Source organism: Patescibacteria group bacterium, from assembly GCA_023473585.1.
Classification (GTDB): domain Bacteria; phylum Patescibacteriota; class Microgenomatia; order JAMCYU01; family JAMCYU01; genus JAMCYU01.
Window position 1 is genome coordinate 163906 of sequence record JAMCYU010000004.1, and the last position, 23434, is coordinate 187339.

32 protein-coding genes and 1 tRNA gene are annotated in these 23434 nt (G+C 43.2%); 9 read left to right on the forward strand and 24 right to left on the reverse strand.

The annotated features are described in order from the left end of the window. Positions 1-18: 18 nt before the first annotated feature. On the reverse strand, positions 19-1242 hold the full coding sequence (locus M1575_01930) for an MFS transporter (GenBank protein ID MCL5095462.1): 1224 nt from the start codon (positions 1240-1242) through the stop codon (positions 19-21). A gap of 94 nt (positions 1243-1336) precedes the next feature. Here M1575_01930 and M1575_01935 point away from each other — a divergent pair, with 94 nt between their 5' ends. Beyond that, positions 1337-1777, forward strand: coding sequence for a hypothetical protein (locus M1575_01935; protein MCL5095463.1), 441 nt, complete (start codon positions 1337-1339; stop codon positions 1775-1777). 25 nt (positions 1778-1802) lie between these two features. On the opposite strand, the gene efp is transcribed toward M1575_01935, so the two are convergent. Together efp and M1575_01945 are read right to left on the reverse strand one after the other, a co-directional pair. Then, positions 1803-2366, reverse strand: coding sequence for an elongation factor P (efp, locus tag M1575_01940; protein MCL5095464.1), 564 nt, complete (start codon positions 2364-2366; stop codon positions 1803-1805). After that, positions 2363-3844, reverse strand: a complete 1482-nt coding sequence (locus M1575_01945; protein ID MCL5095465.1) for a leucyl aminopeptidase — start codon at positions 3842-3844, stop codon at positions 2363-2365. The genes efp and M1575_01945 overlap by 4 nt, the downstream gene beginning before the upstream one ends. Before the next feature lie 66 nt (positions 3845-3910). Here M1575_01945 and M1575_01950 point away from each other — a divergent pair. Then, positions 3911-3997 (forward strand) — tRNA-Leu (locus M1575_01950). Positions 3998-4033: 36 nt separating this feature from the next. Continuing rightward, complete coding sequence (locus tag M1575_01955; protein ID MCL5095466.1) at positions 4034-4975, forward strand: hypothetical protein; 942 nt, start codon at positions 4034-4036, stop codon at positions 4973-4975. Positions 4976-5333: 358 nt separating this feature from the next. On the opposite strand, the gene M1575_01960 is transcribed toward M1575_01955, so the two are convergent. Genes M1575_01960 through M1575_01975 form a run of 4 tightly spaced genes read right to left on the reverse strand, consistent with a single transcriptional unit; the run spans position 5334 to position 8189 of the window. Then, a complete protein-coding gene (locus tag M1575_01960) occupies positions 5334-5753 on the reverse strand; it encodes a hypothetical protein (GenBank protein ID MCL5095467.1) in 420 nt (139 codons plus the stop codon). After that, positions 5743-6210, reverse strand: a complete 468-nt coding sequence (locus M1575_01965) for a nucleoside deaminase (protein ID MCL5095468.1) — start codon at positions 6208-6210, stop codon at positions 5743-5745. Before M1575_01965 ends, M1575_01960 begins: the two co-directional genes overlap by 11 nt. Positions 6211-6217: 7 nt before the next feature. After that, on the reverse strand, positions 6218-7552 hold the full coding sequence (gene dnaB, locus M1575_01970) for a replicative DNA helicase (GenBank protein ID MCL5095469.1): 1335 nt from the start codon (positions 7550-7552) through the stop codon (positions 6218-6220). A gap of 4 nt (positions 7553-7556) precedes the next feature. Beyond that, the gene (locus M1575_01975) at positions 7557-8189 is read right to left on the reverse strand and encodes an MBL fold metallo-hydrolase (GenBank protein ID MCL5095470.1); all 633 of its coding nucleotides are present in this window, start codon (positions 8187-8189) and stop codon (positions 7557-7559) included. A 69-nt stretch (positions 8190-8258) separates the two neighbouring features. On the opposite strand from M1575_01975, the gene M1575_01980 reads away from it, so the two are divergent. The 6 genes from M1575_01980 (at position 8259) to M1575_02005 (ending at position 12494) form a co-directional block, all read left to right on the forward strand. Beyond that, positions 8259-8690 carry an Ig-like domain-containing protein gene (locus M1575_01980; GenBank protein MCL5095471.1) on the forward strand — a complete coding sequence of 144 codons (432 nt, stop codon included), beginning with the start codon at positions 8259-8261 and terminating at the stop codon, positions 8688-8690. A 3-nt stretch (positions 8691-8693) separates the two neighbouring features. Continuing rightward, positions 8694-9500, forward strand: coding sequence for a DUF5666 domain-containing protein (locus M1575_01985; protein MCL5095472.1), 807 nt, complete (start codon positions 8694-8696; stop codon positions 9498-9500). Between the two features lie 82 nt (positions 9501-9582). Continuing rightward, the gene (gene hisS, locus M1575_01990) at positions 9583-10497 is read left to right on the forward strand and encodes a histidine--tRNA ligase (protein ID MCL5095473.1); all 915 of its coding nucleotides are present in this window, start codon (positions 9583-9585) and stop codon (positions 10495-10497) included. Continuing rightward, a complete protein-coding gene (locus tag M1575_01995) occupies positions 10494-11387 on the forward strand; it encodes a DMT family transporter (protein ID MCL5095474.1) in 894 nt (297 codons plus the stop codon). Before hisS ends, M1575_01995 begins: the two co-directional genes overlap by 4 nt. A gap of 18 nt (positions 11388-11405) precedes the next feature. Next, the gene (gene rpmE, locus M1575_02000; protein ID MCL5095475.1) at positions 11406-11711 is read left to right on the forward strand and encodes a 50S ribosomal protein L31; all 306 of its coding nucleotides are present in this window, start codon (positions 11406-11408) and stop codon (positions 11709-11711) included. A gap of 105 nt (positions 11712-11816) precedes the next feature. Further along, complete coding sequence (locus M1575_02005; protein MCL5095476.1) at positions 11817-12494, forward strand: PCRF domain-containing protein; 678 nt, start codon at positions 11817-11819, stop codon at positions 12492-12494. 34 nt (positions 12495-12528) lie between these two features. On the opposite strand, the gene M1575_02010 is transcribed toward M1575_02005, so the two are convergent. The 17 genes from M1575_02010 to recR form a co-directional block, all read right to left on the reverse strand. After that, on the reverse strand, positions 12529-13041 hold the full coding sequence (locus M1575_02010; protein ID MCL5095477.1) for a hypothetical protein: 513 nt from the start codon (positions 13039-13041) through the stop codon (positions 12529-12531). A 13-nt stretch (positions 13042-13054) separates the two neighbouring features. Further along, positions 13055-13348: a hypothetical protein gene (locus tag M1575_02015; protein MCL5095478.1), complete on the reverse strand. Its 294-nt coding sequence runs from the start codon at positions 13346-13348 to the stop codon at positions 13055-13057. Between the two features lie 90 nt (positions 13349-13438). Continuing rightward, positions 13439-14626, reverse strand: a complete 1188-nt coding sequence (locus M1575_02020) for a trypsin-like peptidase domain-containing protein (protein ID MCL5095479.1) — start codon at positions 14624-14626, stop codon at positions 13439-13441. Next, positions 14623-15852: a S41 family peptidase gene (locus M1575_02025; protein ID MCL5095480.1), complete on the reverse strand. Its 1230-nt coding sequence runs from the start codon at positions 15850-15852 to the stop codon at positions 14623-14625. The genes M1575_02020 and M1575_02025 overlap by 4 nt, the downstream gene beginning before the upstream one ends. Positions 15853-15871: 19 nt before the next feature. Continuing rightward, positions 15872-16261, reverse strand: a complete 390-nt coding sequence (locus tag M1575_02030; protein ID MCL5095481.1) for a hypothetical protein — start codon at positions 16259-16261, stop codon at positions 15872-15874. Beyond that, positions 16258-16512: a 30S ribosomal protein S18 gene (rpsR, locus tag M1575_02035; protein ID MCL5095482.1), complete on the reverse strand. Its 255-nt coding sequence runs from the start codon at positions 16510-16512 to the stop codon at positions 16258-16260. The genes M1575_02030 and rpsR overlap by 4 nt, the downstream gene beginning before the upstream one ends. A 3-nt stretch (positions 16513-16515) precedes the next feature. Further along, positions 16516-17055 (reverse strand): single-stranded DNA-binding protein, encoded by a 540-nt coding sequence (locus M1575_02040; GenBank protein ID MCL5095483.1) that lies wholly within the window; start codon positions 17053-17055, stop codon positions 16516-16518. 6 nt (positions 17056-17061) lie between these two features. After that, positions 17062-17367, reverse strand: coding sequence for a 30S ribosomal protein S6 (gene rpsF, locus M1575_02045; GenBank protein ID MCL5095484.1), 306 nt, complete (start codon positions 17365-17367; stop codon positions 17062-17064). A gap of 58 nt (positions 17368-17425) precedes the next feature. Continuing rightward, entirely contained in the window at positions 17426-18529 is a 1104-nt protein-coding gene (gene ychF, locus M1575_02050; GenBank protein ID MCL5095485.1) for a redox-regulated ATPase YchF, read from the reverse strand. Further along, on the reverse strand, positions 18457-19098 hold the full coding sequence (locus M1575_02055; GenBank protein ID MCL5095486.1) for a nitroreductase family protein: 642 nt from the start codon (positions 19096-19098) through the stop codon (positions 18457-18459). Before M1575_02055 ends, ychF begins: the two co-directional genes overlap by 73 nt. Positions 19099-19106: 8 nt before the next feature. Continuing rightward, positions 19107-19766: a cadmium-containing carbonic anhydrase gene (locus M1575_02060; GenBank protein MCL5095487.1), complete on the reverse strand. Its 660-nt coding sequence runs from the start codon at positions 19764-19766 to the stop codon at positions 19107-19109. Between the two features lie 2 nt (positions 19767-19768). Continuing rightward, entirely contained in the window at positions 19769-21169 is a 1401-nt protein-coding gene (gene cysS / locus M1575_02065; protein MCL5095488.1) for a cysteine--tRNA ligase, read from the reverse strand. A gap of 3 nt (positions 21170-21172) precedes the next feature. Beyond that, positions 21173-21907: a Fic family protein gene (locus tag M1575_02070; GenBank protein MCL5095489.1), complete on the reverse strand. Its 735-nt coding sequence runs from the start codon at positions 21905-21907 to the stop codon at positions 21173-21175. Further along, a complete protein-coding gene (locus M1575_02075) occupies positions 21907-22134 on the reverse strand; it encodes a hypothetical protein (protein MCL5095490.1) in 228 nt (75 codons plus the stop codon). The genes M1575_02070 and M1575_02075 overlap by 1 nt, the downstream gene beginning before the upstream one ends. Then, positions 22127-22519, reverse strand: a complete 393-nt coding sequence (locus tag M1575_02080; protein MCL5095491.1) for a hypothetical protein — start codon at positions 22517-22519, stop codon at positions 22127-22129. Before M1575_02080 ends, M1575_02075 begins: the two co-directional genes overlap by 8 nt. Before the next feature lies 1 nt (position 22520). Beyond that, positions 22521-22823, reverse strand: a complete 303-nt coding sequence (locus M1575_02085; protein MCL5095492.1) for a metal-sulfur cluster assembly factor — start codon at positions 22821-22823, stop codon at positions 22521-22523. Continuing rightward, a complete protein-coding gene (gene recR, locus M1575_02090) occupies positions 22824-23432 on the reverse strand; it encodes a recombination mediator RecR (protein ID MCL5095493.1) in 609 nt (202 codons plus the stop codon). It lies immediately after the preceding gene. Positions 23433-23434 lie beyond the last annotated feature (2 nt).

The window sequence follows — 23434 nt, forward strand, 5'->3', positions numbered from 1 at the left end:
TTCTTTGATTAATTCGTTTCACTCATTATATCTTGCTTTATCCAATCTGTAAATTGCAAAAGCTAAAACTAAAAGAGCCAGAAAAAGGATAACGACCCTGATGCCGAAAAGATCAGCGGCTAAACCGGTGAAAATGGCGGGTAAAATGGCCGCGCCGCCGACAAAAGCGGTCACAAAACCATAAACCCGACCCTGAAGGGCCGAAGGTGTATATTCCTGCAGCATCGTGCTGGAGGGAACCGTCACGAAAGCCGTGAAAACGCCTAAAAGACCTAAGAGAAAAAGAACCACCACTAAACCGCCCAAACCCGCTAAAATGGCTAAAAGGAAAAGTAAAACGCCAGCGCAGACAATCCCGATATTAACTAATCTTTCTTTGGGAAATCTTTGGCCGAATTGCCCAACCAGCAAAGCGCCCAAAATGAGCCCTGTTCCGGCGGGCCCTAAAATGATATACGAAGCGTCGCTGACCTCAATTTTTAAAACGGTATCGGCAAAGCCGGGCGCTAAAGTCGCCAGACAAACGAATAAAGCCTGCGCCACGGTTTGCAAAAAGATCGCCAATCCGACTTTTTTGTCTTCTTTAATAAATTTTAGGCCGCTTAAAAAATCCCGGTAAATCTTTACGGCCTCGTCTTTGTCAAATTTCATTTTGGCCTGGGCTTTTTTAACCTCACCGGGAATTTGCGAAACAAAAAAGGCCGCCAGGGCTAAAAGGGCTGACAAAAATAAAAAGACATTGTGATTGCCGAAAAACCGCAGGGCCGGCCCGGAAAAAATATAACCAATAACCATCGAGGTATAAAAAGTAAAAGTAAAAAGCGAATTGGCTGGCAATAAGAGTTCTTTAGAAATAAGCCTGGGAATGGTCGGCGCTTCCGCCGGCACGAAAAATTGGGTGGTTATGGAAATTGCCAAAATCAAAAGATAAACCCAAAGAAGCGTTTCCGAAGAAAAGAAAAAACCCAAAATAAGAATCGTCCGCAATAAGTTGGTGACAATTAAAACGTTCCTTTTGTCCCAGGAATCAACCAAGGTTCCGGCCAAAATACCGACGACAACCGCCGGTAAACCCAGCGTTAAAATCAAAAGGGAAACCGCGGTATTGGAAACGGTGGTTTGATAAATTCGTAAAACCAAAACAAAAGTTAACATGTTTGTCGCCACTTGAGAAGTTATCTGACCCAGCCAAAGATTACGGAAGTGTTTATTGTTGATAACGCTTAAAATTGGTGAATTCATATGGGGTTGACAACCTATGGTAAACTTCCTGTATATTGATTATATCAAAGATTTCTTTGATTAATTCGTTCGCTCATTATATGATAGATCTTATATGACAGCAACCAGTCATTCATTAGCGGGCGCTTCCCTGGCTAAATTAATCCCTAATCCTTATCTGGCGATACCGCTGGCCTTATTTTCTAATTTTGCCCTGGATTTTATCCCTCATTGGGATACGGGAACGGGCTGGCACCACCGGCCGAAAATCATCACTTTTCTGATAACCGGCCTTGATGTCTTTGTGGGACTTGTTTTAAGCTGGTGGCTTTTTTCCTCAACCGTCAATCCCCTTTATCTTTTAATCGTTATTTTTGCCGCAACTTTACCTGACTGGATTGAGGCGCCTTATATTTTCTTAAACTGGGATTTTCCGCCCTTTAACTGGCTTTATCGAGTTCAATCAAGGTTTCACGGCCGGGATGGAACAATTCGGGGCGTCGTAACGCAGGTCGTCGTGATTTTACCTCTCGTCTGGCTCGCTTTGTCAAGATAAACAAGGCTTTTACTTCGTAAAAGAACTATTTCATTACTCTTTCTTCGTATTCTCCCGTTCTCGTATCTACTAAAATCCGATCACCTAACTTGACAAAAAGAGGGACTTTAATTTTTAACCCATTAGAAAGGACGGCGTCTTTAAAAATGTTCGTCGCCGAATTGCCCCTGATCCCCGGTTCGGTTTCGGCAACGGTAAACTCCATTTTAATCGGTAATTCTAAGGTTAAAGGCTCCTCCTGATGAAAAAGAATTTTGACGGTCATGCCTTCCTGAAGATAAGGGGCGCTGTCTGCAATTTTTTCGGCCGAAAGCTCAATCTGTTCAAACGTTTGCGGATCCATAAAAACGAAATTGGTCGCTTTGTAAAGATATTGCATTTCTTTTTTGGCAAGCGACGCTTCTTCAACTTTAGCCCCGGAAATAAAGGATTTCTCCGTGGTTGCCCCCGACTTTAAGTTTTTGACTTTAACCCGAATTGTCGCTGTGCCACGACCCATTTTGACATGTTCATAGGTCAAGACCAAAAAAAGATCTTTACCGTCAGTAAAACAAGCACCGGTGCGTAAATTAGTAACCGGAATCATCATGCCTCCAAAAAATTTAAAATCGTGCGAACGGCAAAGCCCGTTCCGCCCCGAGGCAAAAGATCAGTCCCTTTCTCCTGCCAGGCCGGACCGGCGATGTCTAAATGGGCCCATGGCGTTTTGGAAATAAATTCCTGTAAAAAAAGCGCGGCCGTGATGGCGCCGCCAACGTGTCTGCCGGTGACATTTTTTAAATCGGCGGTTTCCGATTTTAAAAGCTCCCGATAGGTTTTTTCAAGCGGCATCGGCCAGAATTTTTCGCCGACCGCCTCGCCCGCTTGGCTTATTTCTTTGACTAATTTTTGCTCGTCGGAAAAGATGCCGGCAATGTCCTCGCCCAAAGCGACCAGACAAGCTCCGGTCAGGGTGGCGATGTCCAAAATAAGGTCGGGTTTTAAGGTTTCACCAAAAGCCAGGGCGTCGGCCAAAATCAGCCGGCCCTCGGCATCGGTATTGACAACCTCGATGGTTTTGCCGTTATAGGCTTTAACAATATCACCGGGCTTAATCGCTTTGCCGGAGGGCATATTTTCGGTCACGGGCATTAAACCGATAATATGAACTCGGGGTTTAATTTTTTCCAAAACCGAAAAAACGGCCAAAATCGCGGCCGCTCCGGCCATGTCCATTTTCATCGTTTCCATCTCGTTTTGTTTTTTCAAGGACAAACCGCCGGTGTCAAAAGTGATGCCCTTGCCGACCAAAACGATTTTCCTCGCCCGCCGAAGCCTTGGCGAAGGCGGGTTGTATTCCAGTCTAATTAATTTAGGAGGCTCATCAGAGCCTTGGGCCACGCCCAAAAGGGCTCCCATGCCTAATTTCTTTAAATCCTCCTTTTCGTAAATTTTGCAAAGAAATTTGCTGTTTTTGCCGATTTTTTCCGCTAAAGAAGCCAAATAGGTCGGCGTCGTCACCGAGGAAGGTTCGTTAACCAAGTCTCGGGCGAAAATTGTCGCCTGACTCAAAATTTCGCCCCTGGTTAACTTCTCTCTTAAAGACACCAATTCCCGGGCGTCTTTGACCAAAATAACGATTTCTTTTTCCGTTTCTTTTTCTTTTGAAGGCCCAACCGACTTGTATTTCCCAAACTGGTAACTTCCCAACGTTATTCCTTCAACTAAGGCCTGTACAAATTCAAAATCAGCCTGATTAGCGAAACCCAGACTCTCGATCCCCTCTTCCTTAAGTTTCTTGGCTAAGGCGGCAAACACCTGACGGGCTTTTAAGGCATTAAAATCGGCTTTTTTACCTAAACCGAGAAGAATGACTTTTTCGGCGAAAAGTTTTTTGTATGAAGGAACAATAAGAAATTTGCCCGTTTCGGCCTTAAACTGACGGCGAAGAGTTTCTTTTTTTAAAAAACCTCCCAAAACCCGGTCGATTTGGTCGGCATAAGGAGTAAAACCTTCTTCCCAAACAAAAAGAGCGATCGCTTCGGTTTGGGCTTGCTCAAGACTCCCGATCTTAAGAGTAAATTTCATAAGAGGCTTAATTCTAACAAAAAAAGGTAGACTTTACAAGCCGGGCTATGCTAAAATAACGCTTAAGCCAAGGTGGTGAAACGGTAAACACGCAGGTCTCAAAAACCTGTGCCCGCTTAAACGGGCTTGGGGGTTCGACTCCCCCTCTTGGCACCGATGCCCATTCGTAGACTTTCGGCCAAAAACTTTATGAAAATGCAGATTATTCCCTATATGGGAAATTGTGCCTATTGCTATGCCAATTCCGTCTCAATGTTGTTAGCTTCTATCGGTGAGCAAATTCCTCCATCCACTATTGAAGTTCTCTCCGGTGTTGGATTAGGCGCTTGTCTTTTAAAAGGTACTAATCTTTTATTCTTTGGTTGGGAGATACCGGATAATGGAATCGATAACGCCTTAAAGCTATTAGGATTTAGTTGTAAGGCAGAAAAGATTCCAAAGACAGAACCTGCTCCTTTGGAAACACTAAGAAAAGATTTACAGAAAAGTCCTGTCGTTCTTGGCCCTCTTGATATGGGCTATCTTGTTTACAATCCGCTTCACCGGTCGCTGGGTGGCGCTGACCACTTTATTGTCTCTTACTCTATGGACAATAACGAAATCAGAATCCATGACCCAGCAGGATTCCCGTGCGTATCGCTATCTCTAGATAAGTTAAAAGTTGCTTGGAAAGCAGAAAGAGTCGATTATAGTAAACAGTATTATCGATATTGGACAGCTCCTAAACGCATTGATAATCCGACAGAAGAAGATATTTACAAATCGGCCGTTAAAATGTTTCAATTTCTCTATAATCACAGCCAACAAAAATCTGAAAAGGAAGGTTGGATAATCAGTAAAGAAGCGATTATTTCCTTCGCTAATCGACTGAAAGATAGAAAAGCTACCAAAGACGAGATAGAACAGCTTACATGCTTTGTTCTTGCCCTAGGGGCCAAAAGAGCACTTGACTACGCTAATTTCTTTGATTCTTATGACGTTGAATTAGCAAATCTGAAAATAAAACAGGCAGATTTATTTGGCAAAGCCCATTCTTTAGCTGTTAGAAAAGATTGGAATGCGACCGTTGATACCCTACAACAACTAGCAGAAATTGAAGAAAACTTTCGTCTTACACTTCTGAAGAAATAAACTAGGCTGGATTGGCAACCCCGCGCAGGATAAAACTATTGTTGAGAACTTGATGCTTCGACTCTGCCCAGCATCATCTTGAGTAAGATCGAAGGATGACTGGGTAAATTACCTTGAATACCCGGAGCTTACTACTAAAGAAATAAACAAGTTTTTACAACTTGGTGTCTAACTACCAACTGATGGGTTTAGTAGAACAGGTGTTTTAAAAAGCAAATGTAAAATCAATAAAAACAACGAAAAGATGAGGCTAATCACAAAGATATTTTCTATCCTATCTGCATTAAGTCTAAGGAGTTTTAGAACTTTATGTTCAAGTTTCTTTTTATACGCATCCTCTTGTTTCTCTAAATTGGGCTCAATGACCTCTCTCTGTTTTCACTGTTTCATCTTCCCAAAGTTCCCTCGTCCACCAATGATTTTTTAACTCTTGATAGTAATTCCATTCGTGAGACTGATAATTAGCTTGAATCGAGATGTTTTGTCTCCAGACTCCAAAAATCAAACTTACGAGAATTAAACAAACAGCTGATATAAGCCAAATAGTAATCTGTTGAGAATTTGTAAAGATAATAACTGCACCAAAAATAACTCCTTCAAGGGTAATAAGCTGTGATATGTAGGAATTGTGCATCTCTGCAAGAAGGTCGTATTTCTCAAAATGTCGCTCCATGAATTGTTTATGCCTAACCATCTCCTGTTCAACCATTGTCTTATTAATCGGATCAAGACGCTCCTTCAAGAACTTGTCCAAATCGACCTTTAGATTAGTGTCCATCTTTCTGCTCCCAACTTTTAATCAACTCAAGCATTTCTTGTTCAAAATCGGGTAAGTATTCAATTTCAACCTGTCGATTGTTTTCTTTGTTTACTTTATAAATATCTGTCATACCTTCATAATATCCTTTTTTAGCCATCTCTTCGGTCTTTTTACAACCAAACACTATTCTTGTAATTCCAGCCCAATTCGCAACACTAAAACACATTAAACATGGTTGTAGAGAAGCATAAAGAGTAGCGCTTGTTAAATCTGTTGTTTGTAATTTTCTACACGCTTCCCTGATGGAAGAAGTTTCCGCATGGCTGGTAGGATCATTCAGTTTAAACCCTAAACTAACACCTTCGGCAATAATTTCGTTATTTTTAACAATTATCGCACCGGCGGGAAACCCACTTTCTTCAACTGATTTCTTAGCTTGTTCTACGGCTAGTTTCAAATATTCTTTATCATCCATAATTTTCTTAGCTTTCTTTTTCTCTCTTCTTCTCAACTCCGTAGAATCTAATGCGGTCGCCGCGGAACAGAAGATCAATTTCCGCCAAGGGCCCGTTTCGGTGTTTGGCAATTAAAAGTTTGGTTAAAATCTGCTCGCCCCACTTTTCCGGTTCTTCTTCCCGATATAAAAACATGACGACGTCGGCATCCTGTTCAATCGCCCCCGACTCCCGAAGATCGGCCAACTGCGGCACCCTGGTTCCCCGTGATTCAACCGCCCGGGAAAGCTGGGAAACGGCCAGAACCGGCACTTTAAGTTCACGGGCTAAGTTTTTTAAAGCCGCCGAGATTAAGGAAACCTCCTGCACCCGGTTATCAAACCTTCTCCCTGAATCAATAAGCTGCAGATAATCAACAACCAGAAGCTGAACATTTTGTTGAACCTGGAGTCTTCTGGCTTTGGTTCTGATCTCCAAAATATTGGCGCCCGGCGTATCGTCAATGTACAAAGGCGCTTCCGCCAATTGTCCCATGGCTTCTGACAATTTGCCAAAATCCTCATCCGTCAATTTTCCGGTTTTAAGCTTCCAGGCATCAACGTCAGCCTGAGCGACCAGTAAACGATCAACCAACTCTTCCTTGCTCATTTCCAGCGAAAAAATACCGATGGGAATTTTTAAATCAACGGTTATGTGCTGGGCAATATTTAAAACGAAAGCCGTTTTTCCCTGACCGGGACGGGCGGCCAAAATCAAAAGATTAGAAGGCTGCATGCCGGCCAAGCGGTTATCCAGATCGTTAAAACCCGTCGGCACGCCCCGCATCCCTCCGGCTTTTTTATGAAGTTCATCCAGCCGATCAAAAGATTCGGCCAAGGCGTCTTTAACCGGCATAAAATCTCTCTTGGCGTGAAACTGGGCAATGGAAAAAATTCCGGCTTCGGCCTGATCCAGAATTTTCCTGACTTCCCCTTCCTGGTTAAAAGCTTCTTGGGTAATTTGCGCGGCGGTTGAGATTAAACTTCTTCGCGTGTAATGATCCTGAACAATCCGTCCGTAATTTTCCGCGTGCGCCGAAGTCGGCACCACGTTTAAAAGTTCGGTTAAGTAAGAAGTGCCGCCGATTTTCTCAAAATGACCGTGTTTTTTAAGCTCCGCCGTCACGGTCACAATGTCAATCGGTTCGTGGGTCTCAAAAAGAGACAAAATGGCCGTATAAATGAGACTGTTGGCGTCTTTATAAAAATGCTCGGGCCGTAAGAATTCAACAACGTCAACCACCGCGTCTTTATCAATTAAAAGCGCGCCCAAAATTGACAGTTCGGCCTGTTCATCATGAGGTGGAACTTTGATATCAGCCATATTTTTAGGCAAGAACGACGACTTCCAGCTCGTCGGGTAATTTATCTTTGGTGACTATCAATTTGGGTTGAGGTTTGACTTCTTCTTTACCCATCTCTTCTAAGAATTTGTCAACCGGCGAAAGGTCAATTTTTAAACCCGGAAGACCGTAGTGCATGGGGATAACAATTTTCGCTTCAAACTGAGCCACAACCTCCGAAGCGTTATGAGCGTCTAAACTAAAGGTGCCGCCTACCGGCACAAAAATAATATCCACCCCGTTTAAAGTTTCGATTTGTTCGGTCGTTAACTTTCCTCCCAAATCGCCTAAATGCGCCAGGATCAGTCCGTCCATTTGAATTTGATAAATCGTATTTTTACCAAATTTCGCCCCTTTTTCGTTGTCATGATAAGTTTGGATCCCGACAATTTTGGTTCCCCCAACCTCGTATTCTCCGGCTCCGGAAAAAATCCGTGGCTGACCGCCGACTAAACGAGCCTGATTGTGATCCTCGTGATTATGAGAAATCGTGACGATATCGGCCTCGACTTTGGGGAATTTTAAACCTACCATCTCGGGCAAAAAAGGATCGGTCACTAAAGTCAGACTCTTGCCGCGAATTTTAAAGGAAGAATGACCAAGATGCGTTATTTCCATATGTCCATACATAAATATCATAAAATCCCCTGCTTGACAAGAGGAAAAAGATTGAGTTAAAATGACGCCATGAATCTTGGTCGAGAGACAATTTTAGCTGCCGTTGCCGGCTTAGGCGTTGGTCTTTTGGCTGCCTGGGCTGTTTGGAGCCTCCCCAATGTCCTTCCCCAAAAAAAAGCGCCAACCGAAATTACGGAAAAAGAGATTCCGGCTTCAGAAACCGCTGTTGAAGCTTTCAACTTAACCTTAAGTCAACCGGAAAACGATGCTCTCGTGGAAACAAATCAAGTTACCGTCACCGGAAAAACCTCTCAAGGAACAACCGTTGTTGTTAATGGTCCGCTTAAAGACGAAATCGTGACGGCCGGAAACGATGGTTCCTTCTCCGCCACCATGACTTTAGAAGAAGGTGCCAATGAAATTATTGTCACCGCTTACGATAAAACCGGTACGGAAAAATCAGAAACCAGAACGGTTAATTATACCAAGGAACAATTTTAAAAAATGAAAAAAATACTCGCTTTCAGTTTGGGATTATTGGCGATTTTGGCAATACCTGGGAAAACTTTGGCGGTCGTTTCTACCTCTTCAAGCGAGGCCAGCAAATCAAGAATTCTTCGCAATGAGCAAAAAGAACAGGTCAAGGATTTGCGAGAACGCGTCGCGACGAAAGTGGCCGAACTTAAGGAAAAAATGCGCCGGGCGTGGTCTGGCGACGTCAAATTGATTTCCGGAAAAACGATCACTTTAACGGTCAAAAACAGCGATAAAACCGTTGTGACCGATGAAAACACTTTGTTTTTTCGAATCGGCACCGGTGCCAAAAAGATAATTACTCTTGATGATTTGGATACCGGAGAAAAAATCGTGGCTTTCGGCCAGGCAAACGAAGAAACCAGCCAAATGACCGCTAAGATAATTATCGCCAAGGTCTTGCCTTTTAATCTTAACGGTAAAGTTACCGCCGTTGACGCGAAAACGAAAACTCTGACAGTTTCTGCAAAGAAAGGTAATTTTACGGTCATGATTGATACCAACACCAAGATTCTCCTTTGGGAAAAAGGTCAGGGATTAAACAGCGCGGAGCTTAGCCAAATTAAAATCGGTGACCGGGTTCATGTCAACGGCTTAACTCCGGTCAAGTCCAACACACAAATCACCGCCAAAAGGATTTTGGTTTTGCCGGGTAAAGCCCTGGGCATTACCGGCGAAAATACGCCCGTACCCACGGCTAGCCCAAGTAGCACCCCCAAAGCCTCGCCGACGCCAAAACCCAAGACTTCCCCGACGCCTACCCCGACAGCACAATAAGTTTATTCTCTCTTAATAAACCGTACCTCAACGAATTCCAAAAACTTTATGGTATACTTAAAGGTAGATAGGGACAAATCTTATGCAAAAAGGACCGACAACACCTAAAGGTTTCCGCGATATTGAGCCGAATTTAGCCAAAAAAAGACGCGAGGTTATGAATAAAATCGTCTCGGTTTTGGAAAATTACGGCTTTGTTCCCGTGGAAACACCGACTCTGGAATTTGCCGAAACTCTTTTGGGCAAATACGGCGAGGAGGAAAAATTAATTTATCAATTTACCGACCGCGGCAACCGGAAATTGGCCCTGCGCTATGATTTAACCGTCCCTTTGGCCAGGTTTGTGGCCAATAACCTGGGGCTTCTTAGTCCCTCTTTTTCCCGCTATCAGATCGGCCAGGTTTTTCGCGGCGAAAATCCGCAAAAAGGCCGTTTCCGCGAATTCACCCAGTTTGATTTTGATACCGTCGGCAGCAATGATTTAACGGAAGATGCCAAAATCATCGCCGCCGCCATTGAAATCTCCCGAAAATTAGGTCTTCCCAAAGCGATTATGGCCGTAAACGACAGAAAGTTCTTCCAAGACGTTCCCGTTGAAGTTATCAGGGCCTGGGATAAATATTATAAAATCGGCCTTGATGGCGTTAAGGAAGAACTCAAAAGAAATGGATTAACGAATGAAGAAATCGAAAAAAATATTAATCTTCTTGATAAATCTGAAACTTCGGATTTTACCAACGTTTCGCAAATTCTTAAAACAGCGTGGAATCTTAAAGAAGGTCAGGACTTCTTTTTTGACAAATATTTAGCCAGAGGTTTGGATTATTATACCGGTTTGATTTTTGAACTTAAACCCAAAGATTTGCCCCAAGATTTATCCATCGGCGGCGGCGGCAGATATGATAACTTAATCGGGATGTTTGCCCAACGTCAGATTCCGGCCGTCGGTTTTTCTTTTGGTCTTGATCGCTTATTGGAAATATTATCTGCCTCATGAGACTCAAAGCAACTTTAGCTTTAATTCTTGCCAACGTGATTTGGGGCGCGGCTTCTCCGATTTTTAAATGGAGTTTGGAAAATATTCCTCCCTTTACCCTGGCTTTCCTGCGCTTTAGCTTGGCCTCCTTTTTCCTTTTGCCTTTTATAGGCAAGGATCTTTTTCGTCTCAAACGCACGGACATGCCGCAAATTATTCTTTTTGCCCTCTCTGGTATCACCATTAATATCACCTTTTTCTTTTGGGGTTTGAAACTGGCGCCTTCTGTCAATGCCGCCTTTATCAGTACGACTCAACCTTTAATTCTTTTGCTCCTGGGAGCTTTTCTTTTGCAAGAGAAAGTCGAACCGCATGAGGTTTTCGGCACGATTGTTTCTCTAACCGGCGTCCTTTTAATCATTCTTATTCCCCTGATGACTTCCGGCCTTCAGGGCGAAACCGTTGTTTTGGGCAATCTGTTTTTTGTCCTGGCCACTCTTGGGGCTGTCGGCCAAGCCTATTTCGGTAAAAAACTTCTCGCCATCAACAAATCTTTACCAATCACTTTTTGGTCTTTTACCATCGGGGCCTTAACTTTTTTGCCTTTTTTCCTCTGGGAACAAACGACTAATCCCTCCTGGGTCATGGAATTAGGAACGCCGGGGATCGTCGGTATTTTCTACGGCGCCATACTCTCCTCGGCTTTGGCCTATTCTTTTTATGATTGGGGGCTTTCCAAGATTGAGGCTTCAGAAACCGGCATTTTTTCTTATCTGATGCCGATTACCTCGGTTTTGGTGGCCATCCTCTTTTTTGGGGAAAAATTAAGTCGGCAATTTGGAATCGCCGCTTTTTTAATCATTTTGGGGATTACGGTTGCCCAAATCCGTCTTCACAAAAAGATAAATTAATGGTATAATAAGCGTCTTATGAAAACGAATATTCATCCGCAATGGTACACGGAAGCCAAGGTCACTTGTGCCTGCGGCCATAGTTTTACCGTCGGCTCGACCAAGCCGGAAATCAGAGTCGAGATTTGTCATAAATGCCATCCGTTTTTTACCGGACAATTAAAATACGTTGATACGGCCGGTCAGGTTGAAAAATTTCAAAAAAAGCAGGCGATCGGTTTGGCCAAGGCTCCTGATTTAGCTAAACTTAAAGCGAAGAAAAAAGGCATTGTTGAAGAAAAAGAGGCACCAAAAAGCCTCAGAGAAATGCTAATGGGAGAATAAACTTCGTTAATTAACCTAATTGACCTAATTAACCTAATTTCTAAAAAATAACCCATTTAATAATTTTTTTAGGTCAATTAGAAATTAGAGCAATTAGAAATTTGTATGTTGAATCCCAACACGGTTATTCTCGAAATTCGCGGCGCGGCCGGAGGCGATGAGGCCAAAATTTGGGCTGAAGATCTTTTACGCATGTATGGCCGCTTCGCCGTTAGCCAGGGCTGGAAAATTGAACCTTTAGGCGAAGGTACGGTGAAGATTGCTGGTGCTGGCGCTTTTGAAAAATTAAAAAACGAGGCCGGCGTGCACCGGGTCCAAAGAATTCCTCAAACCGAACGCCGGGGCCGAATTCATACTTCGACCGCGACAGTCGCTGTTTTGCCAGAAATTCCCGAAACCCAGGTTTATATTAATCCCGCTGATTTGGAAATGCAGGTTTATAGAAGCTCCTCACACGGGGGCCAAAACGTTCAAAAAGTTTCCTCCGCCGTCAGATTAATTCATAGGCCGACCGGTTTAGTCGTCTCCTGTCAAACCGAAAGAGACCAATGGCAAAACCGGCAAACGGCTCTTGGTATGCTTCGGGCTAAGCTCTGGGATTTGGAAGAAGAAAGAAAAAGACTACAATTGGCAGATTTGCGTCAGGTTATCGGCCGCGGCATGAGAGCGGAAAAAATTAAAACTTATAATTTTCCGCAGGATCGGTTAACCGATCATCGGCTTAATAAATCCTGGCGCCATTTAGAAAAAATCCTCGCCGGAGACCTTAACCAGGTTATTTAAAATTGGTTATAACCACATTGTCTTGACTTTAATTTCATCTCCTTAAAGCTTCTATTAATTCGGCTTTTCTCTCATCAATCATCTTCCCGCCGGCTAAAAGAACAAAAGTTCTCAACCAGTTTAATTCAAAATCATCAAGCTTTTCGGCCATTCTTTGCGTACTGTGTCCCAACATGTGCGGCAAAGCCTTAAAACAGTCTTGCAGCTTATAACTTTCGCTCTCGACCCTGCGACCCGGAAGCGTTAAGCTCTTCCTCCTTAACTCGAGGCCGCTTTTAGCCAAGGCAACGAGTTTTTTTAAGGCTTCTTTATCTTTGTCGTCAAGAGGCTTAACTAAACAGCTAATTTCATGAACTAGCCCTGACGCGGTAAAGTCCCCGTAGTGTTTAGTTTCCTCCCTGTCCCATACGCTCCCTGTCTGCGGCAGTCCGTCCGGAGACTGCAAAAGGTCGGCCAGGATCAAAACCATTTTTTCAATTCTCAAAACTCCATAGAGATAATTTACTTCCCCGCTTCTGAAAAAACCGGTTTCAGGTTTTGACCCCATGTTAGTTTTTTCTTTATTGTCGGCTTTCCCAATAAAGACAAATCTTTTCTCCTTGAGGAGGAATGATGGTTATATTAACGCCAGCTTCTGGTTGAAGACAAAAAGGGGAATTGATTTTGCTGTTTTCCACCGAACCGTCTGATTTCCTTTTCTCTAAAGTAACCTCGCCAGGAAAACGAACCTGAAGGGTTCCGTTTTTTTGCGGAACAAACATTACCTCTGATTCTCGATAGGCAACAACGTCAGTAATTTCTTCTCTCAACGGCCTGCCCGAGGGATCACGGGTTGTTTCAATCCACGGCGGCATAAAACTTTCCTTTCTTTTTGGCAAAAAATAGCTGCCCAAAAAGGCAGCTAGGCTTACAAAATAACACTAATAACTTAAAAAGTCAATTAATTACTGGCTGAACTCCTGCAGGGTCGTTTTTATTTTTATTTCCTTGCCGCCACGCCAGATCGTCAGTTCAATCGTTTCCCCGACTTTTTTAGAGGAGATAATTTTTGCCAAATCCTGATCCTCTTGGGCGACTTTTTGGCCGTCAATTTTGGTAATAATGTCCCCGGCTAAAACCTTGGCTTTTTCGGCCGGAGATAAGTTAACGACTTCCTGAACATACGCTCCCTCGGGCACTTCGTTTAAAATGGCCAGGTCTTTGCCGATCATTTTATAGCGGATTCCCAAATAAGGCCTAGAAAATTTGCCGGTTTTATTAAAATTATCATAAGATTCTTTGATCAGGTTTATCGGAATGGCAAAACCGATATTTTGGCTTCCTTGCGCCACCGCGACATTAACGCCGATGACCTGGCCGGCGGAATTTAAAAGCGGTCCCCCGGAATTACCAGGATTGATCGCGGCGTCGGTTTGAATCACGTTGTCCAAGCGTTCGACGTAGCCTTCAAACGGTGAACCGGCGGTAATCCCTCGGCCTAGTCCGGAAATGACACCGGTCGTAACCGTATTGCGAAATTCGCCTAAAGCCGTACCAATGGCGATGACGAACTGACCGACTTTAAGTTTTGAAGAATCACCAAACTCAACGGGTTTAAAAACTTGCCCCGATCCGCCAGCCGGCAAAGAAGAATCAATTTTTAAAATGGCCAAATCATTGACCGGATCACGATAAATCTGCTTAATTTCATAGGTTTTATCGTCTTTGGTAATCACTTTATATTTCGCTTCGGTATCAGAAACGACGTGTTTATTGGTCACAATCATCCCGTCCTTGGAAATAATAAAGCCGGTACCGATATCCTGCTCGATTTTTTTCTGTTGCGTTTGTGGCTGACTGAAAAAGGAAAAGGGGTCAAAAGGATCAATTTGTAAAGATTGACCCAGTCCTTTGGTTTTACTGATGACCACGGTGACCACCGACGGGGAAACTTTATCAACCACATCAATAACGACCGACTCTTCTTTAACGACTTTGATGGTCTCTTCTTTGGGAAGTTCTGATTTAAACTTGCCTAAAAAATTGAAGCGGTTCCAGTTTAAACCCAAAAGTCCCGAAGAAATCCCCACGCCTAAAAGAACAATCAGAACAGCCAAAAGAGTTGTCGGTTTAAAACCTTTGAAAAGTTTCATTTTAATAAAAGTTCAATGGCTTTCTTAAGTTGCGCGTCCTGATCGGGATTTTTTTCGTCCATGGCCACTTCAATATCGGGTTTGATACCGGAACCGTTTAGCCAACCGCCTTTGGGCAAAAGCCATTTGCCGGTCGTAATGTGCAAACCCGCTCCGGTTTCCAGATCCTGGGCTTCCTGAACCGTCCCTTTACCGAAAGAGGTTTCACCGACAATCTTCGCCCGATTATAGTCCTGCAGGGCTCCGGCGACAATTTCCGAGGCTGAAGCCGACCCTTTATTAATAAGAACAACCATGGGAATATTTAAAAGTTTGCCCGTTCTTTCCACTTGATAATTTTGTTTTGCTCCGCCGGCTTCTTCCTGTTGCACCACTAAGGAACCAACGGGCAAAAATTCGCTGGAGACAAAAACCGCCCCGGTTAAATAACCACCCGGGTTATTACGTAAATCTAAAACAAGACCCTTAATTTCTTTTTTTTCGTAAGAAGCTAAAATTTCGTTGATCATTTTAGCCCATTCCGCGTTCGTCTGGTCGCCGAATCTTGATAATTTAAGATGGGCGATTTGCCCGCCTTGACCGGCTTTTTTCTCCCATTCCACCGATTTCACCAAAATCGTTTCCCGGGTAATCGCCAGATCTTGCGGTTTTTCCTCTCCTTCATGAACAATGGCTAAGGTGACTTTTGTGCCTTTTGGCCCTCTGATTTTAGAAACCGCCTCGGGCAAAGTCCAGCCGGCCGTCTCCTGGCCTTCTATTTTAAAAATCCAATCTCCGGCTTTAATCCCGGCTTTTTCCGCCGGTGTTTCTTTTAAAGGAGCAATCACCACAATTTTTTTATCCTTAATCCCCAACTGGGCCCCAATGCCGTCAAATTGACCGCCTAAGTCCTCCTGGCTTTCTTTTTGCTGCTGGGGACTTAAGAAAACAGTGTAGGGATCACCTAAAGAAGCCACCATGCCAGAGATCGCTCCCCAGACCATTTTTTGCGGATTCAAAGCTTTTTTGTCGATATATTTTTTTTCTAAACGCTGCCAAACATCCCAGAATAAGGAAAAATCAACGGAACTGGCGGCCGGCGGATTAAGGTTAGTCACGGAAACAGCGGGGCGAAAATTGTTCCAGGTAAAGTTAACCTCGTTTTTCCCCAGATTATAACCAATGCCGCCGGAAATGAGGCAGAAACTTAAAATAAAAATAAAATTACGTATTTTGGTGAGTGGCATGATGACCATTGATAAGATTTTAATCGGGCGTTTGTTCTGCCAAAATAAGCTTTTTCTCTGCCGGATCTAAAACGGCTTTCTTCCCATCGAAGTCTTTTACTTCCGCAAGGGAAGATTCTTCGATAACCAAGAGAGGCAACTTAAAACAACATTCGTTGCCGATTTCCCAGGTTTTACCGTGTTCAATTTCCTCAAAAAGCTCTTCGGAAATATCGGCCGTAACGATACCGGCAACTTCCAAAGCGATGGCTTTGGCAAGAGCCGTTTTCCCGAATTTGCCACCGGCGATAATTTTTCCATCAATTTTTCTCTCCAAATCCAAAAGATTTATTTCGCCATCGCCCAAAAAAACTAACTCCGCCGTAACCTTTTCGCCGGTAGCCTGAAGGCCCCCAATTGCATCTTTCATCTAACTTTAATCACAAAAGGCAACAAAGCTAAAGCTCTGGCTCTTTTGATGGCCAAACTTAATTTTCTTTGGTGATTGCGGCAAATACCTGTTCTCCCCCGACTGACAATTTTTCCCCTCTCACTTAAGTAACGGGATAAGAGTTCAATGTCTTTATAATCCGGTTCTCTTTTGTCAGTACAGAAAAAACACGGCTTTAGTCTAAAGCTTTGGGGACGACGAGAACTGGTTCCTGTTCGTTTTTTAAACATAAATTAAAAAGGAATATCGTCAGGATTGATTTCCTGATTCTCCTGGCTTTCCTCCGTCACTTCCGTTGCCGGTGCTTCTTCTTTCTTTTTCTTTTTTTTGTCCGATTCCTCCGCTTCCGCAGTCGCTGGTTGAGCGGTCTCAATAACCGGTTCTTTTGTATTTACCGGGACTGCGGTGGTTCCGGCCGGGACTTCTTCTCCCAAGCGACGGCTATCCAAAATAATCATATCGTCAATGACAATTTCGGTAGCGGTTTTCTGTTGCCCATCGGGAGCCTGCCAGCTTCGTGTTTGCAGTCTTCCTTCAACAAAAACTTTTCGGCCTTTGGTCAAAAGTTGGCTGCAGAGTTCCGCCAGTTTATTCCAGGCGACAATGCGATGGAATTCGGCTTCCTCACGTTTCTCGCCGCTTTCCGTTGTCCATTGGCGATTCGTAGCCAAACCGAAAGAGCAGACAGCTGTTCCCTGAGGCGTATAACGGAGTTCCGGATCCCTGGTTAAATTACCGATAAGTAAAACCTTGTTTAAAGATCGCGCTGACATAAATTTTTACTCCTTTCTGACCAAAAGATGGCGTAAAACGTCTTCTTCGACTTTGATTTTATTTTCTAATAATTTCGCTTCGTTACCTTCTAGTTCCAAAAAAAGGGTGAAGAAAAAACCTTCTTTTTCTCTCTGGCCGTGACGAGCGGCAGGTAAAACCGGATAGGCTAACTCACGCTTCCCCCACTCTTTGATTTCCCCGATTTTACCATTGGCATCCGTGACCAGTTTTTTGACTTTCGCCAGAATTTTATCCTGATCCTCTTTAGGTAAATTGGCGCTTAAAACAAAAGTTAATTCGTAATTACGCATGGAGCTAATAATATCAAAATAAGGGTGACTTGGCAAGAGGAAAGTTTAACTCCCGACTTTAAACCCCCACCCTAAACTCTACTACCTCACCATCTTTAATAAGATAATCTTTCCCTTCACTTCTCACTTTTCCCTGCGTCCGACAGTTAGCCCAGCCGTTATATTGCACAAAATCTTCGAAAGAACAAATATCGGCCTTAATAAAAGCTTTTTCAAAGTCCGTGTGGATAACACCGGCGGCTTGCCTGGCCGTCATGCCTTTTTCAATCGTCCAAGCCCGAACTTCCCCATGTTCTTCCGAAGCTTTAGCGGAGGAGGATTTTTCTCCGGCGGTTAAAAAAGAAATCAAACCCAAAGTATCATAAGCGAGTTTAATTAAACGATCTAATCCAGCTTCCGTTAAATTATATTGGCTCAAATATTCTTTTTGTTCTTCAGGATTTAAAGAAACCAAATCCGCTTCCATTTTCGCCGATAAAGGGATAATGGGCTTATGGGGAAAACCAGTCAATAAGTCTTGATTGTCAATTTGATCTTCGGCGACATTGGCCACATAAATCATGGGTTTGCCGGTCAAAAGACATAATTTCTTAATCATTTCTCTTTGTTTATCATCCAAATTCACCTCGCGCGCCAGTTTACCCATATTCATTTCCGCTTTTAATTTTTGGATAGCTTCCCAAAAAGCCGTCGTTTCTTTATTAATTTCCATACCTTTGGGTTCTTTCTGTTTTTCAAAAGTTTGTAAATCAGCTAAAATCAATTCGCTGTTCACCACCTCGGCATCCGAGGCTGGATCAACCTTGTTTCCAACGCGAATCACGTTCGGATCGCTAAAAAAACGGACAACATGGCAAATGACCGAAACTTCCCGGATATTAGCTAAGAACTGATTACCCAAGCCTTCACCTTTTGATGCACCCTTAACCAAACCGGCAATATCATAAAATTCGACAATCGCCGGAATAATTTGTTGAGTATTCAAGATTTTGGCCAGTACTGGCAAACGGCCATCCGGCACTTCAACCACGCCCTTATTGGGCTCAATCGTGCAAAAAGGATAATTGGCGACATTCGCCACCTGCTTTTTCAAAAGCGCGTTAAAAAGCGTGGATTTACCCACATTAGGTAACCCAACAATCCCGACAGAAAGAGATGACATATGGAGATAATTTTACCACAAATGAGAATTGATATAGTCTGACATATTGATTCCCGGAATCGGAGACTACATTTTTTCCATTTTCCCAAATGAATTCTTTTAGAGTCAAAGTCGTTAATATTGTGCGGTTCTTTTTTGGTTTTGGCAAAACCAACGGGAATCAAGTTAATGGCTAAAAAATTTTCCGGCATGCCCAGTATTTTTTTCACCTGGTCTCTTTTATCTTCAGGGATATTTTTCCAAACCGAACCCAAACCTAAGGCTTCGGCTTGAAGAAAAATATTTTCGGAGGCGACAGAAAGATCCTGCACCGGACAAATGGTCTTCTGGATATCAATAACCGGTATAATTAGAAGCGGCGCCTTGTCAATAAATCCCTTGCCAATTGAAGAATAAAGTTGTTCTTTAATTTTTTGATCTTTAATGACGATAAACTCTATAGACTTATTATTTAAAGCCGAGGGCGCAAAATAAGCCGCCCGAAGAAGATCGAGAATATCTTCTTCGGGAACCGGTTTAACTTTATAGTCTCTGATTGATCGTCTTTTTAAAATTTGTTTAAGAATCATATGTGTCTTCAGATTAAAATTTTTGCCTTCGTAACGCTGGGTTTTAGTTGATGAATGGTTTCAGCAACGACTTTTAAAACTTCATCTTGCGAAATCCCCAATTGACTGGCCACCCATAAATCTAAAGTAAATTTCCTGCCATTAATTGTTGGCGTCTCGCCGGTCCTTAAATTAACCACCAGTTCCTCTTCTTCATGTTCGCCTTCAAGAACCCGGTATTCGCCACCGGCGGCTTTAACGGCCCCGACGGCTTCCTCGGCTGAAAGTTCTTGCCAGGGCAACCAGTTCGCAATGATCGTCGGAAAACCGGCTTTTTTCACCAAACCGAAAAAACCGCAACCGGATTCATGATGATGTTCGTCTCCGTGAATCGTTGCCTTTAAATTTAAAGTTTTGATATCCGCAACCGCTTTTTTCAGGGCCTCTTGGGGCGCAAGATGTCCGTATTTCATGACCGCGACCCCGATGACTCCGCCCGGCCAGGCCACCCCGGCTTTGAATTTATCGTTGCCAACGGCTAATCTGCCATCAATGCAACGGAAATCCCCGTCTTTTTCCGCTTTTTGGGTTTCCCCTTTTGACCCATCAATCTCTACCTGCCAACCCGAACTTTGTAAAAGAATAACATACCACTCTGCTGATAATCTTTTTTGATTTTTTTCTGGCATCTTTAACGGACCTTTCTCGCCCAAACTCCCTTGAGAGTGTCTTTAATCATAAAGCCTAAACCAAGAATTTTTTTTCTTATCAAGTCGGCCTCCTGCCACTTGCCTTCTTTTCTTAATTTGTCTCTCTCCTCTAATAATTTTTTTATTTCTTCAGGAATTGACAAATTGGTAAGGGAAGCCTTTTCTAGATTTAGTCCTAACACCTGGTCAAAAGCTAAAAGCAGATCTAGCTTATCGGGTGCCGGAATGTTGGATTTAACCAATTCCCAAACAACGGCTAAAGCCTGCGGAAGAGCCAGGTCATTATTCAGCGCCTCGTCAAATTGTTGACGGTAACGATCAATTTTGTCCATTTTTTCAAAGGAGACGCTGCTTTCGGTCTGACCCACTTGCCGAAGATCGGCAACGATCTGCCGCAGATTTTTCAAAGCCGTCTGGGCTCCTTCAAGTGCTTCCCAGGAAAATTTAAGACCCGAACGATAATGAGAAGTCAAAATTAAATAACGTAAAGATAATGGCTCAAAACCTTTGTTCTGCAAATCCGAAACCGTGATAAAATTACCCAGGCTTTTGCTCATTTTCCCGCCCCCTGCTTCCAACCAGCCGTTATGCAACCAATAATTGGCCGTCTGGCGACCGAAAGCCCCATATGCTTGAGCGATTTCGTTGGTATGATGAACCGGGATGTGCTCCTTGCCGCCGGTATGAATATCGAAAGCTTCCCCTAAATACTTCGTGGACATCGCCGTACACTCGATATGCCAGCCGGGAAAACCTTTACCCCAGGGACTCTCCCATTGCATCGTGTGTTGGGGTTGATTGGTAATCCATAAAAGAAAATCCCAGGGCTTTTTCTTTTCCTTATCAACCTCGACTCTTGAACCGGCTTCCTGTTTATCTAAATCAAGCCTGGCAAAATCGGCATAGTGCGAAAATTTCGAGGTCTCAAAAACCAAACCCGTTTTGGTTTTGTAAGTGAAACCACGGGCTTCAATCTTTTTGATCAAATCTATCTGCTCCTGAATATGAGCGGTGGCCCGGCATAAAATATCTGGTCTTTGAATATTAAGAAGGTCAACACTTTCTAAAAATTGAGCTAAATATTTATCGGCGATTTCCCAAACCGTTAAGCCTTCTCTTTTTGCGCCTTTTTCCATTTTGTCCTCGCCCGCATCTTCGTCAGAAGTTAAATGCCCGACATCGGTAATATTCATGACCCATTTAACTTTAAAACCAAGATATCTTAAACTCCTAACCAAAACGTCCCAATGAACATAGGCATACATATGCCCGATGTGTTGGTTCCAGTAAACGGTCGGCCCGCAGGAATAAATCCCGACAACGCCGTCTTTTATCGGTTTAAATTCTTCAATTTGACGAGATAAGGTATTGTAAAAACGCATAATTCAATCAAAAGCGGCCTGATTAAAAATCGGCCAGATAACTCCTAAATCTTTGGCTTGACGTTGTTCTCGTATCTCCCGTTGTTTCTGTATTATTAAACACTGTAGTCGATGGTATATTTCTCTAGTTGGTCCTTTTTCTCCGGCATATTTTTCTGCCAGTCGTTGTGCCAAAAATAATTCTAAATGGGCCAGATTCCCAGAGTTATCAACTGCCCTTAATGCTTCAATATAAGTATCTTTTTCATGTGGCCAGACAATAATCGGTCTCAGATGGAATTTCCTGTTAATCATATCACATAACAATCTCACCGTTCGGCCATTACCGTCTTCAAAAGGATGAATTCTCACAAAGGCATAATGGGCAAAAGCACTGGTTTCATTCATCGCCGGTAAGCAATCCAATCCCCGACTACATCCGGTTACTCTCAGATTTAAACTTTGGCTGAATTCTGCCATTAAAGAAGAAACATTAACCCAGTCAGGTGGCACAAAACTGGCCCTATTAATACCAACGTTTAGTGTCCGATAATGACCTGCTGCTGCTTCAGGTAAAAGATTGGTCATCACTATGCGATGAATTCCTTTAATGGTGTCTTCGGTAATCGGACCCTTGTTTCCTGCCTGACGATCAGCATACTGCAGGGCTCGATGGGTGTTTTCGTAAGCGAGAACGTCTCCATTAATTGGAACTCTTTCCGGCGCCATTCCCACTAAAGACTCTTTTTTCTCATTCATTATTCTTTCTCCCCTCTAGTCTTTCGTCTTGCAAAAAGCTTAACTAGTTCTTCTATTTCTTGAGGGTTTAATTTGAAATCAGCCCGAAGTTTTCTTCTAAGAGTCCATGGTCGGAGATTAATATTCTCAATATCCAAATTAGATAAGGTCCTTGCTGCCGCTTCAAAGTCAGTACTTGCTGGCTTTAAAGAATCATCAGGTCCGGTATTTCCGGCTTCTTTATCCACTGATGCCTCCTTTTCTCTCGCCGGTCCCCCATTTTGGTTTGGAAGCAGAAACCGGCGGCGGGAGCTTGGGCGCCTTTCGGGTAAGAGAGTTTGAGAGTTCCCCAGCTGGTTCTTTGGGCGGCTTGTAAGAAGAGTGAATAATCTGCTGGACGTAAGGTAAAGCGGCGGCTTTCTGTTTTTTTTCCTGTTTTCGCAACTTTTGTATTTTTCCTCTTTGGGGAATTTCGATCCCGGTTAAAGGATCGGTCTTTATCTTTCCTCCCGTGACTTGAGCCATCGCCCTCGAAGCCAAATCAGCCGGCAATTTTACCATCTGACTCGCGGCTTGTTTGCGGATTTGCTCTAATTGCTCAAGGGTCTCACTCAAGATGACGGGTTTATCCATATTAGGGCATTTTTAATTTCTCTTTGGCTTCTTTAGTCATTTTTTCCGGCGTCCAGGGAGGATCAAAAGTTATTTCCACTTTAACTTTTTTGACATTTTTAATTTCTTTGACTTTTCTTATAACTTCCTGATCAAACATCGCGGCCATCGGACAACCCGGGGTCGTTAGGGTCATTAAAACCGAAACATCGTCACCGTCAATCTTAATTTCGTAAACCAAACCTAAATCCAAAATGGAGATGCCGATTTCCGGATCAAGAACTTCTTTTAATTTTTCCTCAACTTGTTTTTGCGTTACTCCCATTTAAAAATCCTTTCTGCCTTCAAGCGCCCGAGACAAAGTTACTTCATCAGCATACTCTAAATCCCCGCCGGTTGGCAAACCCTGACCTAATCTCGTAATTTTAAATTTTAAATTTGAAATTTTAAATTGATTTTTGATGTACATGGCCGTCGCTTCTCCTTCCATATTGGGATTGGTTGCCAAAATAATTTCCGAAACCGGGTAGGCAAAGGATTTAGTCCTTTCTAAAAGTTTCTCAATATAAAGCTCATCCGGACCGATATTATTTAAGGGAGAAATCGCTCCGTGAAGAACATGATAAACACCCTGATATTTGCCAGTTTTTTCCAAAGCCAAAACATCCAAAGCTTGTTCCACGACACAGATTATTTTTTTGTCACGTTTGGGATCCGAACAAGTCGGGCAGGGATCGCTTTCGGTCACGTTAAAACAAACGGAGCAAAGAACCGTTTTTTGTTTTAAACTCTTTAGGGCCTCGCTAAAATCCTCCAGTTGCTCCTGCGGGACATGAAGAAGATAAAAAGTTAATCTTTGGGCGCTTTTTGGCCCGATACCCGGCAGTCTTTCAAAAGATTCAATTAATTTTTGCAAGGATTTAGGAAGCTGCATAG